This is a genomic window from Hyphococcus luteus, from assembly GCF_002943565.1.
Classification (GTDB): Bacteria; Pseudomonadota; Alphaproteobacteria; order Caulobacterales; family Parvularculaceae; genus Hyphococcus; species Hyphococcus luteus.
The window spans coordinates 1-15,383 of sequence record NZ_PJCH01000007.1 but is presented as its reverse complement, the minus strand read 5'-3'; the positions used below and the strand labels follow the sequence as shown (position 1 = coordinate 15,383).

At 61.1% G+C, this 15,383-nt stretch carries 18 protein-coding genes; 13 read left to right on the top strand and 5 right to left on the bottom strand.

From position 1 onward, the window contains the following. Positions 1 to 2: 2 nt before the first annotated feature. The 3 genes from CW354_RS11520 to fliF are packed head-to-tail and all read right to left on the bottom strand — an operon-like array spanning position 3 to position 2,463. Entirely contained in the window at positions 3 to 341 is a 339-nt protein-coding gene (locus tag CW354_RS11520; RefSeq protein WP_104830246.1) for a FliM/FliN family flagellar motor switch protein, read from the bottom strand. Then, entirely contained in the window at positions 334 to 936 is a 603-nt protein-coding gene (locus CW354_RS11515; RefSeq protein ID WP_104830245.1) for a FliH/SctL family protein, read from the bottom strand. Before CW354_RS11515 ends, CW354_RS11520 begins: the two co-directional genes overlap by 8 nt. Beyond that, complete coding sequence (gene fliF, locus CW354_RS11510; RefSeq protein WP_104830244.1) at positions 937 to 2,463, bottom strand: flagellar basal-body MS-ring/collar protein FliF; 1,527 nt, start codon at positions 2,461 to 2,463, stop codon at positions 937 to 939. A gap of 136 nt (positions 2,464 to 2,599) precedes the next feature. On the opposite strand from fliF, the gene CW354_RS11505 reads away from it, so the two are divergent. The 10 genes from CW354_RS11505 to CW354_RS11460 all read left to right on the top strand — a co-directional run bounded on the left by CW354_RS11505 (position 2,600) and on the right by CW354_RS11460 (position 11,125). Next, positions 2,600 to 3,301: a flagellar basal body-associated FliL family protein gene (locus tag CW354_RS11505; RefSeq protein WP_133162289.1), complete on the top strand. Its 702-nt coding sequence runs from the start codon at positions 2,600 to 2,602 to the stop codon at positions 3,299 to 3,301. Positions 3,302 to 3,313: 12 nt separating this feature from the next. Next, positions 3,314 to 3,913, top strand: coding sequence for a hypothetical protein (locus CW354_RS11500; RefSeq protein ID WP_104830242.1), 600 nt, complete (start codon positions 3,314 to 3,316; stop codon positions 3,911 to 3,913). Positions 3,914 to 3,916: 3 nt separating this feature from the next. After that, positions 3,917 to 4,453: a MotE family protein gene (locus CW354_RS11495; RefSeq protein WP_104830241.1), complete on the top strand. Its 537-nt coding sequence runs from the start codon at positions 3,917 to 3,919 to the stop codon at positions 4,451 to 4,453. Positions 4,454 to 4,542: 89 nt separating this feature from the next. After that, entirely contained in the window at positions 4,543 to 5,412 is an 870-nt protein-coding gene (gene motA / locus CW354_RS11490; protein ID WP_104830240.1) for a flagellar motor stator protein MotA, read from the top strand. Then, on the top strand, positions 5,412 to 7,784 hold the full coding sequence (locus tag CW354_RS11485) for a hypothetical protein (RefSeq protein ID WP_104830239.1): 2,373 nt from the start codon (positions 5,412 to 5,414) through the stop codon (positions 7,782 to 7,784). Before motA ends, CW354_RS11485 begins: the two co-directional genes overlap by 1 nt. After that, positions 7,781 to 8,497 carry a flagellar hook-basal body complex protein gene (locus CW354_RS11480; RefSeq protein WP_104830238.1) on the top strand — a complete coding sequence of 239 codons (717 nt, stop codon included), beginning with the start codon at positions 7,781 to 7,783 and terminating at the stop codon, positions 8,495 to 8,497. The genes CW354_RS11485 and CW354_RS11480 overlap by 4 nt, the downstream gene beginning before the upstream one ends. 29 nt (positions 8,498 to 8,526) lie before the next feature. After that, positions 8,527 to 9,312 (top strand): flagellar basal-body rod protein FlgG, encoded by a 786-nt coding sequence (flgG, locus tag CW354_RS11475; protein WP_104830237.1) that lies wholly within the window; start codon positions 8,527 to 8,529, stop codon positions 9,310 to 9,312. A 4-nt stretch (positions 9,313 to 9,316) separates the two neighbouring features. Then, positions 9,317 to 9,826, top strand: coding sequence for a flagellar basal body P-ring formation chaperone FlgA (gene flgA / locus CW354_RS11470; RefSeq protein WP_104830236.1), 510 nt, complete (start codon positions 9,317 to 9,319; stop codon positions 9,824 to 9,826). After that, entirely contained in the window at positions 9,823 to 10,578 is a 756-nt protein-coding gene (flgH, locus tag CW354_RS11465; protein WP_104830235.1) for a flagellar basal body L-ring protein FlgH, read from the top strand. Before flgA ends, flgH begins: the two co-directional genes overlap by 4 nt. A 16-nt stretch (positions 10,579 to 10,594) precedes the next feature. Further along, positions 10,595 to 11,125 carry a flagellar basal body-associated FliL family protein gene (locus CW354_RS11460; protein ID WP_104830234.1) on the top strand — a complete coding sequence of 177 codons (531 nt, stop codon included), beginning with the start codon at positions 10,595 to 10,597 and terminating at the stop codon, positions 11,123 to 11,125. An 83-nt stretch (positions 11,126 to 11,208) separates the two neighbouring features. Here the strand turns inward: CW354_RS11460 and CW354_RS11455 are convergent, their stop codons facing one another. Together CW354_RS11455 and CW354_RS11450 are read right to left on the bottom strand one after the other, a co-directional pair. Then, positions 11,209 to 11,907 (bottom strand): flagellar hook capping FlgD N-terminal domain-containing protein, encoded by a 699-nt coding sequence (locus CW354_RS11455; RefSeq protein WP_104830233.1) that lies wholly within the window; start codon positions 11,905 to 11,907, stop codon positions 11,209 to 11,211. A gap of 29 nt (positions 11,908 to 11,936) precedes the next feature. After that, positions 11,937 to 13,220, bottom strand: a complete 1,284-nt coding sequence (locus CW354_RS11450; protein WP_104830232.1) for a flagellar hook-length control protein FliK — start codon at positions 13,218 to 13,220, stop codon at positions 11,937 to 11,939. An 81-nt stretch (positions 13,221 to 13,301) separates the two neighbouring features. Between CW354_RS11450 and CW354_RS11445 the strand changes: the two genes are divergently transcribed. From CW354_RS11445 to CW354_RS23945, 3 genes are all read left to right on the top strand, one after another. Further along, positions 13,302 to 13,622, top strand: a complete 321-nt coding sequence (locus tag CW354_RS11445; RefSeq protein WP_104830231.1) for a rod-binding protein — start codon at positions 13,302 to 13,304, stop codon at positions 13,620 to 13,622. Continuing rightward, a complete protein-coding gene (locus tag CW354_RS11440; RefSeq protein WP_104830230.1) occupies positions 13,619 to 14,005 on the top strand; it encodes a hypothetical protein in 387 nt (128 codons plus the stop codon). The genes CW354_RS11445 and CW354_RS11440 overlap by 4 nt, the downstream gene beginning before the upstream one ends. Positions 14,006 to 14,223: 218 nt before the next feature. Beyond that, the coding region (locus CW354_RS23945; protein ID WP_104830229.1) for a flagellin N-terminal helical domain-containing protein at positions 14,224 to 15,383 on the top strand (1,160 nt) is incomplete at its 3' end.

Below are 15,383 nucleotides of genomic sequence, written 5' to 3'. Positions count from 1 at the left end.
ACCTAACCGCCGATGCCGCAGATCTCGAGCATCTTCACGCCGATGCCATTCTCATTATCGGTGGCTTCCACAAGCTCGCCCTTTGCGATCAAACGGTCGCCCACAAAAATATCCACCGGGTCCTCGATCAGTTGTTCAAGGTCGATGACCGTGTCCTTGGTCATCGCCAGCAATTGCTGAATGGTGATCTTGGCCGAGCCGATAGACACCATGATGCGCACCGGCAGCTCGAGGATGTTGCGGTTTCCGGCGCCGCCGTCGCCGCCGGCGAGAACATCGGCGATGATTTCCTCATCGCTTGCGTCTTCAACGGCCGTCACTTCATTTTTTTCTTCACTCATCGCTCGTCTCCTCAAGCGGCGCGGCCTCTTCTTCCAGCGCGCGCATTACCTCTTCGATCAACCCGTCCGGATCGTGAAACAGGCCGCCGTCTTTCCATTTCGCATCGATCATGGCGGGCGCGCAGCTCTCGTCGCGGATCAGCGTCACTTCCGGCGCTGAAGCCAGAACGCGGCTCTCCTTGTCAGGAAGATGCGCCGCCAGCGTCGGATGCACCCGCAAGACAAGATCGGACTTTCCTTGCACAACGCGTTCTTCGATCAGCTGCATGATGTCAGCGAGCGACGAACGCCGCGCCAGCGTCGGCGCCGCTGCAGCGAAGAGCCGCGTAATGAGCGTGAGACACTCGCTGCGATAGCGCGCATCCATCTCGGCGAGCATCTCGCCGGTCTTTTTCGCGAAATCCTCGTGCCAGGCTTCCTGCTCTTCGAGCTGCGCCAGAAACTCCCGGGAGGCGGCATCGAAACCAGCCTTATAGCCTTCGGAATTGACGTCGACAGACGGGCCGTCGCCGCCATGACGGCGCCCCGGCAGGGATGGAATGCGCACCGACTTCGCCTCGGCGTCTTCAGAAAAGTTGAAGGAGCTTGCCGCCATTTACGCCGCCCGTTCCGTGTCGCCGAGCCATTCTTTCAGCAGCGTGGCCGTCGCTTCCTTGTCGGATGAGCTGAAATCGCGCAACTCTTCAAGCGGCGAGCGGGCGACGTCGCCAGCCGGCTGCAATTCGGCCGGTTCGGCGGTGAGCAGCGCGGGCGTTTCAGACGATCCCGCAATATCCTGAGTCAGAACCGGCTTCAGGACAAACATGCCGAGCACGATGACGACAATCGCCGGAATGACGATCTGCAGGATCGACATCACATTCTGCTGCGCCCAGAGCATGATCCCGCCGGTTTCCTCCGGCGTCTCCACCGCTTCGAATTCGTGGAACGGCATCGATTTCACGGTGACGATGTCGCCGCGCGCCTCGTCATAGCCGACGGCGGCGGTCACAAGCTCGCGGATCGATTCAAGCTCCGCATCGCTGCGGGGCGCCGGTTCGGCACCGTCGGCGCCCGGCGCGTTATTGACCAGCACCGCCACATGCACGCGGGAAATCGCGCCGGGCAGTTTTTCGCGCTGACGGTTCACTTCGGAAATGTCGAAGCGGGTTTGTTCGTTGGTTTCGCTGCGCGACGAGCTCGATTGCGACGTCTGGCCGCCGGCGTCGCCGTCCGGCAGATTGCTGGCGACCGACACGGCCCCCGACGCGCCGCCCTGATCGGATTCCTGCATTTCGGTGGTTTCGCGGCCCATCATCACCCGGCTTTCCGGATCGAGAATACGCTCGGAGACCGTTTCGTGCTCGCGGTCGATATCGAGAGAAACCGTCACCCGGGCGTTGCCGGGACCGACCCGCGCTTCAAGAAGATCCATGAGATTGGCTTCCAGGCGGCGTTCGCGGTCGAGACTGTCGCCTTCGGCCTGAACCACGGGATCGCCGGCGCCGGGCTTTAAGACGACGCCATTGACGCTGTCGATGATCGCCACCTGCTCGGGCTCCATATCCGGCACGGCGAGCGCCAGAAGATACCGCATAGCCGTCGCATGTTGCAGGTCGAGCCGGCCGCGGCTCATGGTGATGGTCGCCGAGGCGCTCGGCGGCCTGCGCCGCCGGGCGAATGAGGACGATTTCGGAACCGCAATGTGCACGCGGGCCGATTTCACGCCCGGCGTCGCCAGCAGCGTGCGGGCGAGCTCGCCTTCTTTGGCGCGCCAATAGGCGGCGTCAAACATTTCCGAAGTCGTTGCAAAGCCGTTTAATTCGTCAAGGAGCTCAAACCCCGGCTGGCCCTGCTGCGGCAGGCCCTGACGGGCGAGCGCCATGCGCAAGCTGTCGCGGCGGTTTTCAGGCACATAGATCGCCTCCCCGCGCACTTCCGCCTCGACATCCATCGCCTCGAGCGCGCCGAGAACGTCGCCCGCCGCAGACGCGTCGAGACCGCCATAAAGAAAAGCCATGCGCGGCTTCGTCGCCATATTCATGACGGCGGAAAAAACGATCAGCGTCGCCACCAAAACGCCGACCAGGATCGCCTTCCTTGAAAGCGACATTTCGTTCCAGACAGAAGCAAGTTTAAACATACAAAAGCCCCGAAGGATGACCGCGAGGAGCGGCGCATACCTGAAATTTCATGGTTAATTTCCGGGGGTATGATTAATTTAGGGTTTACGTTTGGCTGTCTATGGTGCGTTTCGAAATCAACAGGTGCGCTGCGTCGTGTCCAACGAAACGCCAAAAGAGTCCGAAGCCGAAAACAGCGCCGAGGACGCCGAAGCCGAAGAGACGCCCAAGGCCAAAACCCTGGGGCTAATCCCGATGATCGCCGCCGGCGTTGTCGCCGCAGGCGTTGCGGGCGGCGCGGCGTTTGTGCTGACGCCCGGCGCCGAAGAAGAAAACGCCGCCTGCATTGAAGCCGCCGGCGGTCATGGCGGCGATGAACACGGCGCCGAAAGCAACGAACAAGATGCAGCCGCGCTTGCGGAATGCGAAGAACAAAAACTCGCCAGCAAAGAAAAGAAGAAAAAAGCCGGCAAAAGTCATGGCGGCGGACATGGCGGTCAAGGCGGCGAGAACGCCAAAAGCGATATAAAACCACTCGGCGAAATACAGCATTCGCAACACGCCACATTCGTCGTGATGGATCCGATGGTCGTGTCGATCTCACCGATCGGGCGTTCCAAGCATTTAAAGATTTCACTGGTTCTTGAGACCGATGACGACGGTGCCGAGCAGCTTCTCGAAAACGGTTTTTACGTTCAGGACGTGCTCAATACGTTTCTGCGCTCGATCGGCAGCGAGGTGCTTGAAGATCCTGCAGCCATGTCGCGCCTGCGCGCGCAAATTCTCCGGCGCGTGCGCGCCATCGTTCCGGACGCCAATGTTCAGAACGTTCTCATCACTGAATTCGTCTTAACCTGAGGGGCCTTCGAAATGGAGATGATCATTGATTTTATGTTGCTCGCCGCATCCGGCGCCGCGACATTTTACTGTTTCATCCTCAGCCGCAAACTGGAAGCGCTGAAGAACACCGAAAAAGGCCTCGGCGCGACAATCGCGACCATGTCGCATACGGTCGACCAGGCGCGCTCCACCGTGACCATGGCGAAGGAATCGAGCGCGGAAAGCATCAGCGAGCTGACCCCGCTGATCGAGGAAACCAAAGACATCCTGCCGCAGCTGACGGAAATGATCGACGTCATTTCCGAACTGGCTGAAATCGCCATCCGCGACGTCAATGAGGCGTCCGGGAAAGCCGGCGCCGAGCTCGACGCGCGCCTCGCCAAGGCGAAAGCCCTGCAGGAGCGCCTCGACGAGCAGATCGATTTCTTCCTTGTGGACGGTCCGGATCCGGACGGCCCGGGAACGCGCGCGCCATCCGGCAAGCCAACCGGTGACAATGTCTCCTATCTCGACATTGACGAAGACGAGACGCCGGCGGCCGCCAAGGCGAAAGCGAAATCCGCAACCAAGGTGACGGCCGCGCTCATGAAAGCCCGCAATCAGCGCAAAATGAAAAAAATCGCCGGGTAAATCATGAAAACCAGAGCGTTGTTAGTCCTGGGCGTCGTTTTCTTCGCCTCCTTTATCGGCCGCATCGCCGTGCTCGCGTCGGAAGCGACGGGCAAGGCGTCGCCCGGCGTAGAGCAAGGCGACGCCGTCGGCGCCTGTGTCGACGGCGAGCTTGCATCGGCCGTCAAGGACCGGATGTATTCGCTCGACCGCCGCGAGACCGCCATCGCCGACCGCGAGGCCGAACTCAAAACCTATGAAGCGCAGATCGACAAGCGTCTCGCCGAACTTGAGGAGGCCAATGGCGCGCTTCAGGACAAGATCGAGACAGTCAAAGAGTCGCGTAATGAAGACATCGCCAAACTCGCGGCCATCTATGAAGGCATGAAACCGGACCAGGCCGGCAAAATCATCAATGAGATGGACTCGAAATTCGCCGCAGGCCTGTTGTCCGCCATGAACAACGAACAGGCCGCCCGGGTCGTCGCCAGCATGGACTCCGAAAAGGCCTATCTCGTCAGCGTCATCCTCGCCAATCGCTCGCAGCAGCTCGCGCAATAATAACGCGGGGTTTCAGCGAAGATTAACTTCTCCATGGAATACATGGTTAAGCGAGAAGTTAAATTTGCAAACACTCACTGCGGGCTTTTATGGGACCTATCCTCGGCATTGTCATTACGCTCGGCATGGTGTTCGGCGGCTATCTCATGGCTGGCGGCAAGATGGAGATCATTCTCCATTCCCTCCCCTATGAGCTTATGATCATCGGCGGCGCCGCCGCCGGCGCCTTCGTCGTCAGCAACGACTTCGGCACCATAATGCATGTGGGCGGCGATATGATGAAGGCGCTCACCGGCCCGAAGTGGAAGAAGAAGGATTACCAGGACCTTCTCTGCCTGATGTACGAGCTTCTGCGCGTCGCCAAGGAAAGCCCGGTGCAGGCGGAAGCCCATATCGAGAATCCTGCGGAATCGACAATCTTCCAGCGCTATCCGAAAATCGCCAAGGATCACGACGCGACCGACATCATCTGCGATACGATCCGCTCCATCCTGATGAATTTCGATAATCCGCATCAGGTGGAAGACCTTCTGGAAAAACAGCTTGACGCCATGCACCACGAAAGCCTGCATGGCGGTCATGCGCTGACCAATATCGCCGACGCCCTGCCCGCGCTCGGCATCGTCGCCGCGGTGCTCGGCGTCATTAAAACCATGGCGTCGATCGACAAGCCGCCGGAAGTCCTCGGTCAGATGATCGGCGGCGCGCTGGTCGGCACTTTTCTCGGCGTTTTCCTCGCCTATTCTCTCGTCGGCCCGTTTGCGAACCGCATCCTTGAGGTCAACGAACAGGAACAGCGTTTTTACAAGCTCATTCGCGAATGCATCGTCGCGCATCTTCAGATGCACACGCCGCAGATGTGCGTCGAAGTGGCGCGCCGGAATATTCCGGGCCATGACCGCCCCGGTTTTTCCGACATCGACGAAGCCTTGAAACAATTGAAAAAGGAGGCCGCTTGATGAGGCGCGCGCTCCTCGCCCTGCTTCTCCTTCTCGTCCCCGCCGCAGCGCATGCGGCGGGCGAAACCTTGTCCGTGCGGGCGGGCGAGCATGGCGACTATTCGCGTCTGGTCATTCCCAACGCCCCGACGGACTGGCGCATCGCCACATCGGACCGAAAAATCGAGATCACTTTTCCCAAAGGCTACGATTTCGAACTCTCCGATATTATCGACAAGCGCAAGGCGCACCGCGTTCTCAATGCGCGCGTTCTCGATATGGGCGAAACGCGCGCGCTCATTCTGTCGCTCACCTGCGACTGCCCCGTGCGCACCTCGAAAGGCGCTGGAAACTCCATCGTCATCGATATTTTCAACAAAGCGCCCGCAACGCTTGCGGAGAAAGAAACCGATCCGCAGCCGGAAATTTCCGAGGCCGCCAAGAACAGCGAGCAAGCGACGCCGGAATCCATGCGCGCCGCCCGCGACCGCATGATCGCGCTTCTCGCCGAAGCGCGCAGCCAGGGCGTCGTGCAGCTCAAAATAGACAAGGAAGACGAAACCGAAGCCCCTGCGGAAGAAACGCCGGCCCCCTCCCCGCAAGCCGCGACGCCCGTCACCAAAGCGTCCCATGCGCCGGAGACGTTTGACGCGCCTCACGCCGACGGCGCCCCTGAACCGCTGATCGCGGCCGATCTGCGTGAAGAGCATATCCAGCAGGCCGTTCTTTGCGCCGATCCCACGCTGTTCAACGAGCCGCAAGACGATGAAGGCGAGTTCGACTTTTCCGCCATCACCAATCTGCGCCAGAGATACGAACTGGCGCTTGACGATGAAGAACGCCGGGACCTCGCCGCCACGCTTTCGCTCGCTTATATCCATATCGGTTTCTTCGAAGAAGCCAGCGCCGTCGCAAGCCCGCTCGCCCGGGACGGCGATGCGACTATGGCGGTCGCCGGCGCCCTCGCTGACATTGCGGCGGGATCGAAATCGCGCGCCAGCCGCCAGCTCGCGCCCTATCGCGATTGCGGCCCGTTTTTCGAAATGGCCTATGCGGCGGCGGCGCGGATTGACGATGACAATGTCGTTCCCATGCAGGAAAAACATCTCGCCGCGCTTCGGCCCGTCACACAGGCCCTGCGCGCGCCGCTTGCCGAAAATCTCGGCCTCAACGCCATCGAGCATGGCGACATGCTTGTCGCGAAGGAATTCTACAAAATCGCGAAAGCCGCGCGCGGATCTGAAGGCAGTCCGGCGCTGGTGATCATGGAAAACACGTTCGCTGCGCAGTCGGGCGAAACCACACAGGAAGAAGACAGCCAGGACGCGGCGGAAACGCCGCAAACCGGCCATGGCGCATCGCCGGCCGCAAGGGAAGAGCTGAAAAACATCGCGCAAAATCCCGGCCCCATGCAGGCGCGCGCGCTCGCCCTCCTCGCCGAGGATTATCAAGAGCGCGCCGACGCCGCCTATGAAGGCCTTCTTGACGACATCGCCTCTCAGACATCGCGCAAGAGCGCCTCGCTTTCCGAAGCACGCGCCTCTTTCGCCGGCGCCAAGGCGCTCATCAGCGCGGGCCGCCTGCGCGAGGGCGTGACGGTCCTGAACGCGGCGGCGGACTCCGCGCCCGCTGCGCGCGAGGCAAGCCGGGCGCTCGCCCGTTCGTTCATTCTGAATGCGCTCATGGAAGATGACGAAACGCGCCTTGAGGCCGTGGCGGCGTTTTTCCAGAACCGCGATTTCCTAGCGATTTCCGGCGACGGCGATCTCAATATCGCCGTCGCGCGCGAACTCGCCGCCTATGGCGCGAACGCGCTTGTGGACGAAGCGCTCGCCGGCGTCCCTGCGTCCTGGCGCGCCCAGGCCGACGCCATGAAGGCGCTTTCCCATCTTAACAGCGGCGACGCCCAGGGCGCGCTCGATATTGCGGCGCACGGCCGGTTAAGCCCGGAACTCGGCGTCGTCGCCGTGAAGGCCCATGAACGCAATCATGACCGCGCCGGCGCTGTCGCCGCGATCAAGTCGGCCATGCGCGGCGGCGCGGCGGATACGGAATTCGCCAACGCCGCCTGGCGCGCCGGGGATTGGCCGCTGACGACGCAAGCTTTCGAAAAGGCGCCGAAAAAACAACGCAACGCCGACGCCGCCGCCCGCGCCGCCCTCGCCGCCTTGAATGCCGGCGCCGGCGATCTGCCGCTTTCCGTGCGCGAAACCCTCGCCAGGAATCCAGACGCGCTCGCCGCCCTCGCCCACATGTTCAACGCCGCGCCGGCGGTGAATGTCCGCGCCATCGACCTTTTGTCGGATTTCACGCAGGGCGTCGCGAAAGAAAAGAACTTCATGGAAACCGGTCTTGCAAGGATCGACCTCGACGCCGGAGGAGAAGGACGATGAGCAACACGGTTTACGCCGCGCTTTCGAAGCAGGCGGGCTTGTCGAAAGAACTCAACAGCGTTGCGAACAATATCGCCAACGCCAGCACCGCCGGCTATCGCCGGGAAGGCATGCTGTTTTCCGAATATGTCCGCGCGCTGGGTCCGCAGGACCGCAGCATCTCCCAGGCCAATGTGGGCGGTCATTATTTTGACGCAACGCCCGGCGCGGTCACTCAGACCGGCGGCATGTTCGACGTCGCCATCGACGGCGAAGGCTATTTCCTCGTGGAGACGCCGTTTGGCGAGCGCCTGACCCGGCAGGGAAGCTTCATGCTCAATGCGGAAGGCCAGCTTGTGACGTCCGCCGGCCACCGCGTCCTCGGCGACGGCGGCTCGCCCATCGCGATCCCGCCGGAAGCGACAAGCATCACCATCGCCCAGGACGGCTCCATCGCCGCCGACGGCGCACCCATCGGCAAGCTCGGTCTTGTGACGGTCGAGCCCACCGCCCTCGCCCGCGAAGGCGCCAATCTTTTGCGCGCCGAAGAAGAATACCGCGAAGTGGAATTCCCGAAGCTCCGCCAGGGCTTCATTGAAGAATCGAACGTCAACACCGTGCTTGAAGTCTCGCGTCTCATCGAAGTGCAGCGCGCCTACGAAATGGGCCAGCAGCTTTTGAAAGACGAAGACGAGCGGATTTCGAAAACCGTTGACGCGATGAGACGCCGTTAAGGGCGCAAGAACAAGAAGGAGGCTACATCATGCAGGCTCTAAGAATCGCCGCGACAGGCATGGACGCGCAGCAGAAGCGCGTTGAAACCGTGTCCAACAATATCGCGAATATGAGCACCACCGCCTATGACACGCGGCGCGCGGAATTCGCCGACCTCCACTATCAACAGCTTCGCGCGCCCGGCGCGATTTCCTCTTCCACCGGCCTGATTGCGCCGGCCGGCATCGAGCTCGGCCTCGGCGTCCGGACGTCGGCGATCTCGGTCAACCACACGCAAGGCTCGCTGCGCCAGACCGGCGGCGATCTCGACCTCGCCATCGAAGGACGCGGCTGGTTCGAGGTGACGCTTCCCTCGGGCGACCCCGCCTACACCCGCGACGGCGCGTTCAAGAAGACCGGCGAAGGGCTGATCGTCAATTCCGAAGGCTATCCGCTCGCCGGCGACATCACCATTCCGCAGGATGCGCGCTCGATCACCATCAACGCCAATGGCGAGGTCTACGCCTATTTCGACGGCGAGACCGAAGGCCAGCAGGTCGGCGCCCTGCAGACAACGATTTTCGTCAACGAAAAAGGCCTCGAAGCCATGGGCGGCAACATGTTCCGGGAAACGCAGGCCTCGGGCGCGCCGATCCCAGGCGAACCCGGCCTCGACGGGCGCGGCGCCATCCGCCAGGGCTTCCTTGAGGAAAGCTCAGTGGACGTCGTCGCGCAGATCGCCGACCTGATCGAAGCCCAGCGCGGCTATGAGTTGAACTCAAAAGTGATTTCCGCCGCCGACCAGATGCTCGGCTCCACAACGCAGCTCCGGTAACATCATGAAACGCGCTCTATTCACCACCGCCGTTCTTTTCGCCGCCATCGCGCCCGGCGCCGCGCAGGATCTCGCCGCGCTGGCGCCGACGCCGCAAAACGTCGCGAACAGCGCCAAGGGCGACATCCCCATGTCCTCGGTGATGCCGGTAAAACAAAAGCCGGCCGTCGTCAAAGCCGCGCATAATTTGCGCGCCGGAACCGTGCTTCACGCCTCCGACCTCATCGCCGAAGGAGAGGACGCAGATGCGCTCGACCTCTTTGTCGGCATGGAGCTGAAGCGCGCCCTCTATAAAGGCGTCAAACTGTCTCCGAACGATGTGGGGCTCCCGACAGCGGTACAGCGCAACGCCATCGTCACGCTTGAATTCGTGCGCGGGCCTTTGATGATCACCACCGAAGGCCGGGCGCTCGACGCCGGCGCGGTCGGCGAAGCCGTCCGCGTCATGAACCTTAATTCGAAAACCATTCTCACCGCGGTCATCACCGGCCCCAACAAGGCGGTTGCCAAATGAACAGAAAACTCCTTCTTCTAACCCTGCCGGTCATGGCGGCGACAAGCGGATGCATGTCGCGCCTCGACCATATGTTCACGCCGCCGCCCATGTCTCCGGTCGGAGACGTGCGCGGCGATCCGATGCCGCCGCCGGACCCGCGGCGCTATAACGTGCCGCCGAAACCGGTTCAAAAGACGGAGGCGAAAATCACCACCGCCTCGCTCTGGCGCTCTGGCCCCTCGTCGCTCTTCGGCGACCGCCGCGCGCGCACCAAAGGCGACATCGTCACTGTTGTCATCGAAATGGACGATGAGGCGGAGATCAAGAACTCGACGAGCCGCTCGCGCAGCTCCAATGACGACATGGCTGTGTCGAACTTCTTCGGCCTCAATTCTCTCGCCGAAGACGTCTTGCCGCGCGGCGCGACGCTCGATCCTGCGATCGGCGCAAACTCGTCGACCACGTCATCCGGCGACGGCCAGATCAAGCGTGAAGAAAAGATCACCCTGCGCGTTGCGGCGACCGTGACCGACGAATTGCCGAACGGCCACCTCGCCATCGCCGGCAGCCAGGAGATCCGCGTCAATTACGAGCTGCGCGAACTCCTCGTCGCCGGGATCATCCGGCCGGAGGACATCGCGCGCAACAACACCATCACCTATGACAAGATCGCCGACGCGCGCATCTCCTATGGCGGACGCGGACAGATATCCGATCTGCAGCGGGCGCGCTACGGCCAGCAGGTGATCGACCTCATTTCGCCCTTCTAAGAGGAGCTCTCCCCCCGTGCTTCAGAAACTGCTTCCCGTCATCCTTATAGCAGTCGCCGGCGTCGCCGGCGGCGGGGGCGGCTATTTCGCCAAGACGATGATGTCGGGAAAGACCTCCGCCTCCGGAGAAGACGGCGCTCATGGCGAGGCGGATGACGGCCATGGCGAGAAAAAAGCCAAAAAAGGCGGTCATGGCGGCGGCCATGGCGAGGAAGACGCCACAAGCACCACCTATATGAAATTCAGCCGCCAGTTCGTCGTTCCCGTCGTTCATAACGGCAGGCCGAAATCCATGGTCATCCTCGACATCAATATCGAGGTCGACAGCAGCGAAAGCGAGGGCGTTTACGCGCTCGAACCGCGTCTCAGGGACGCCTTTCTGGCCCGGCTGATGGCTCTTTCCGGCGAAGGCATGCTGCCGCAGATGCTGGAGGACATGGACAAGCTCGAATACACCAAGATGGCGCTGCTCGAAGAAAGCCGCAAAATCATGGGCGACGCGGCGCTGGACGTTTTGATCCTCGATCTCGGCATCCAGAATTACTGATCTTGTTTCAACGTAAAATTCGGGAACAAAAAAACGCCGCCCTAAAAGGCGGCGTTTGCGATTCATCTGTTCGCAGCTTCCGCTTATTCTTTTTGGCCGAGACCGGCGACCTGATCGGGCTCAAGATCGACGCCGCCTTCGAGAATGATCGACGGTTCATCGCCTTCAAGGCGCACTTCGCGAACGCCGCCGAATGTGTTGGCGATTTCTTCGCCAATCACCTTGCCGTCCTCGTCATAGTAAAGCGCAGTCACGGCGTAAACGCCCGGCGCCGCGGATTCATCGTCGACCACGCCATTCCAGCTCTGAACCATCGCTCCGTTGACCGTATCGAAGCGCGTGACTTCTTGGCCTGCGGGATCGGTGATAACGGCTTCGACGCGGCTTGCTTCGCTAAGACCGGACAACCGGTATTCCACCGGGTTCGTCCCGTCGAAATAGGCCGGTGCGTCTATCGCTTCGGCTTTTTTACCGATCCAGCCGGCATATTTTTCGATGCCGTCGGCGACCATGGCCGAAGCGATGTTATCGAGCTTGGTGTTGGCGTTGACCAGCTGCTCGACGGAGCTGAACTGGGCGAGCTGGGCGACAAATTCGGTGGAGTCCGCCGGATTGAGCGGGTCCTGATTGCGCAGCTGCGCCGTCAAGAGCTTCAGGAAGTTCTGGAAGTCCGCCGCATTGAGCGCCGGATTGCTCTCCCCTTCCTTTGCGCCTGCGGCCGCTGTCGCGCCGCTGCTTTGCTGCGGCTGGGTAAACGGCGAAACGGTTGGCGTTGCCTGCATGATGATGCGTCTCCCTTGGGTTTTGACGCCTAGAACCGGCGGTCGAGACGGCCGAGCGCGACTTGCGGCGCCGGGCCGGAAGCGGCCGCCATCGTTTCCTCTTCTTCAGCGAGGCGGAAACTCTGAGAATGGCCATTGGCCTCATCAGCCGGGTTTTCCCAGGTCCCTTGATCGGTAAATTGAAGGTCAAGACCGGCGAAGCCCTGATCCTCCAGCGCGCGCTGGAAAACGTCCGCATGACGGCGCATGAGATCGAGCGTGTCCGGCGTATCGGCGGAAACAACCGCCCGCACCATTTCGGCGCCGTCGCGGTCAAAATGGATGGTCACGCGGCCAAGCTCCGGCGGGTCGAGCCGCACTTCAAGCCGGCCGTCGCTATGACGGGCGGCCACCGCCGCAACGATCTGGTCGCGCACGGGATTAAGATGGGCGGGCCGGTCGGAAGCCGCAGAAGTCGTTTCGAGGCGCGTGGTGGCCAGCCGGTCGAACTCGGGACCGCCCTCGTCACGGGTCACGGCGGAATAGCTCAAGGCCTCCGGCGAGGCATGTTCTGCGATCGCCGCCGCCGCATTCGCATGGGGATTCGCCGCGAAACCCGGCGTTTTCAGATGTTGGTCCGAAATCAACAGCTGGCCCGGCGCGTTGTCGCTCTTGCTTTTCCGCGTATCAAGAGACGCGTCAATCTCCGACGCGGGCTCTTCAGTTGAAGGCGTCCCGGCGTCTGCGGCCTCAGCCGCATTCGCCAAGGCCAGCGCCGGGGTTTTCTGTTGCGTCTGCGCTCCTGCATTCACAATCGCCGTTTGCGTCTCAGTCCCCGCTTTGCCGGCGGCGCTTTCGACGCCGCGATCATTGGCTGCGGAATGGCCTTCGGCCTGTCCGCCTTCCTTTGCGAAAGCAGAAACGAGCAACTGGGGGCCCGTCTGGGTTTCAAGCGGCCCCGCCGGCGCATCAGCGCCAGCGAAAGCATCCGCGGAAGCCTCGGGATGAGAGACCAGCCCCGGCGCAAGCACGCCCTCTTCGGTTAAAGCGAGAGAGCCGCTCTTCGCGGATGACGCGGCGTCATCCTTTGGCGCAAAATCCAGACTGACCGAGGCGCCTGCAAACGGCGTCTGCGCGCCGAGCGGATTGGCCGCATCGTCTCTGCTCTCCGGCTCCGTCATTAACAGACCTTCAATAAAGGAAAAGAAACCCTGACCGCCCTTCTCGGCGTCGCCCGGAGTGTTCGCGAAAAGCGCATTGGCGCCGGAGGATTTATCGCCTGCCGGCTTGCCGCCGAAAAGCGCCGTTAAAATTGAAAGCGGAGCGTTTTCCATAAAGCTTTCTTACATTTGATAACTTATTTTTTAGTTACGCGGCCTAGTTTGTCTAAAATTTTTCCAATCCGGAGCGTCCTGATGGACATCGCCAATCTCTCGCTCGCATTGAATTCGGCGGCCGCCGGCAAGGCCCGCCAAGCGCCCGATTCGAACGCCGAACAGACAAAGGCTGAAAAAGAAAAAGCCTTGCGCAAGACCGCGCAGGAGTTCGAAGCCGTTTTCATTTCCGAAATGCTGTCGCACGCCGGTTTCGACAAGGCCGTCTCGCAAGACGCCGGTTTCGGCGGCGAAGCCTTCTCAGGCATGCTGGTTGAAAGCTACGCCGAAGATCTCGCCGAAAAAGGCGGCTTCGGCCTCGCCGACCAGATTTACCGTCAGCTGAAAGGTCAGCTCAAGTGAAAAGCCAGCTCGACAAACTGAAAGCAATCATCGCGAACCTGAAAACGGTGACCGAGCAGGAAGAAACGTTCATCGGCAAGCGGGCTTTCGACCAGATCGCAGCGCTGACGACGCAAAAGGAATCACTGCTCGCTGAATTCGATGAAATCGCGCGCGAACTCGACGCCTCCGAGCTCAGTGAACAACTGGTTGCCGAACTCGATGCAATTCGTCAGAAAGCCGAGGAAAACGCCGCCATCCTGAAAGCGACGGCGCAAGGCGTGCGCGAAGCGCGCGCGCGGTTGAAGAAGATACGCGAAGCCGAATTCAACACCGGCGCATACAGCGCCGACGGCGCCGCGCTGCGGAACCCGAACGCGTCAACAATTGCAGCCAAGGCGTAATTTTAACTTCGCGGAAAGCATACTTCTTAAAGGCATATTATTCCGCAATTCATATAACTTATTTTACGCAACCACGTGGTTGCCGCGGACATGCTTAAACGGCCTGCCGCGAGCTAAAACGGCTCATAAATTCCTGCAAAATCTATTTGCGGGACTCCCGACAACTCCTTTGCGAGGTCGGACCGTTAAAAATAACGATCCAACACGGAGTCTCAATCATGACGAATAGTCTTCTCACCAACACATCCGCGATGGTGGCGCTTCAGAACCTGCGCACGGTCAACAAAGGCCTCAATATGGTTCAAGAGCAAATCTCGACCGGTAAAAAGGTCTCGACCGCCAAGGACAATGCGGCGATCTTCGCGATCTCCACCGTCATGCAGTCGGACGTGAAAGGCTTTGAAGCCATCAACCAGTCTCTCAACCTCGGCAGCGCGGCTGTGGGCGTTGCCCGCGGCGCGGCTGAAAAAGTGTCTGAACTGCTCGTTGACATGAAAGGTCTCATCGTTGCGGCTCAGGAAGACAACGTCGACCGTACGAAAATTCAGACGGATATTGCACAGCTTCGCGACCAGATCGACGGCATCGTCGATGCGGCGCAGTTCAACGGTCTGAACTTCCTCAAAGGCACGGATTCGACCGACTTCCTGGCCTCGCTTGACCGCGATTCCAGCGGCAACGTGACGGCGAGCGCCATCACGGTCGATTCCTTCAGCCTCGAAACGACGGCTGGAACGGCCGTTGATTCCAGCCTCGGCGCCGGCGCGTCCGGCGTGAACGGCAACCAGAACAGCGCCGCTCAGCTCGTCGCCAACGGCAACGACTTCGCTCTCGACATCGACCAGAACTATGACCCTTCCGCGGGCGGCGATGTCTGGGAAGTCCGCATTGACGGCCGCAAATTCACCTACACCGCCCAGGTCGGCGACGACCTTAACGATGTGGGCACGGGGCTGAACAACCTGCTGACCGACGCGGGCTACACCACCACTCTTACGGCCGGCACCGCCGGTTCAGCCGACGTTCAGCTCGATATCACCAACGACACCGGCGGCACCGTCGCCTACGAAGTCAATGTGACGGACGGCACCGGCGGCGGGCTTGCCAACCTGAACACTCTTGACGTTTCGACCTCCGCTGGCGCCGCCGATGCGCTCGTCAAAATCGAGGGCCTCATTCAGGAATCGGTCGACGCTTCGGCTGAATTCGGTTCCGCCCAAAAGCGGATCGAAATTCAGAACGAGTTCGTCTCGAACCTGACGGACTCGCTGAAAACCGGCATCGGCGCCCTGACCGACGCTGACCTGGAAGCGGCTTCGGCCCGCCTGCAGTCCCTGCAGGTCCAGCAGCAGCTGGGCATTCAGGCGCTCTCGATCGC

Excerpts from the sequence above, each read along its gene's own strand:
- CW354_RS11520 (WP_104830246.1), bottom strand. The coding sequence starts at position 341 with ATGAGTGAAGAAAAAAATGAAGTGACGGCCGTTGAAGACGCAAGCGAT.
- CW354_RS11515 (WP_104830245.1), bottom strand. The coding sequence starts at position 936 with ATGGCGGCAAGCTCCTTCAACTTTTCTGAAGACGCCGAGGCGAAGTCG.
- fliF (WP_104830244.1), bottom strand. The coding sequence starts at position 2,463 with ATGTTTAAACTTGCTTCTGTCTGGAACGAAATGTCGCTTTCAAGGAAG.
- CW354_RS11500 (WP_104830242.1), top strand. The coding sequence starts at position 3,314 with ATGGAGATGATCATTGATTTTATGTTGCTCGCCGCATCCGGCGCCGCG.
- CW354_RS11495 (WP_104830241.1), top strand. The coding sequence starts at position 3,917 with ATGAAAACCAGAGCGTTGTTAGTCCTGGGCGTCGTTTTCTTCGCCTCC.
- motA (WP_104830240.1), top strand. The coding sequence starts at position 4,543 with ATGGGACCTATCCTCGGCATTGTCATTACGCTCGGCATGGTGTTCGGC.
- CW354_RS11485 (WP_104830239.1), top strand. The coding sequence starts at position 5,412 with ATGAGGCGCGCGCTCCTCGCCCTGCTTCTCCTTCTCGTCCCCGCCGCA.
- CW354_RS11480 (WP_104830238.1), top strand. The coding sequence starts at position 7,781 with ATGAGCAACACGGTTTACGCCGCGCTTTCGAAGCAGGCGGGCTTGTCG.
- flgG (WP_104830237.1), top strand. The coding sequence starts at position 8,527 with ATGCAGGCTCTAAGAATCGCCGCGACAGGCATGGACGCGCAGCAGAAG.
- flgA (WP_104830236.1), top strand. The coding sequence starts at position 9,317 with ATGAAACGCGCTCTATTCACCACCGCCGTTCTTTTCGCCGCCATCGCG.
- flgH (WP_104830235.1), top strand. The coding sequence starts at position 9,823 with ATGAACAGAAAACTCCTTCTTCTAACCCTGCCGGTCATGGCGGCGACA.
- CW354_RS11455 (WP_104830233.1), bottom strand. The coding sequence starts at position 11,907 with ATGCAGGCAACGCCAACCGTTTCGCCGTTTACCCAGCCGCAGCAAAGC.
- CW354_RS11450 (WP_104830232.1), bottom strand. The coding sequence starts at position 13,220 with ATGGAAAACGCTCCGCTTTCAATTTTAACGGCGCTTTTCGGCGGCAAG.
- CW354_RS11445 (WP_104830231.1), top strand. The coding sequence starts at position 13,302 with ATGGACATCGCCAATCTCTCGCTCGCATTGAATTCGGCGGCCGCCGGC.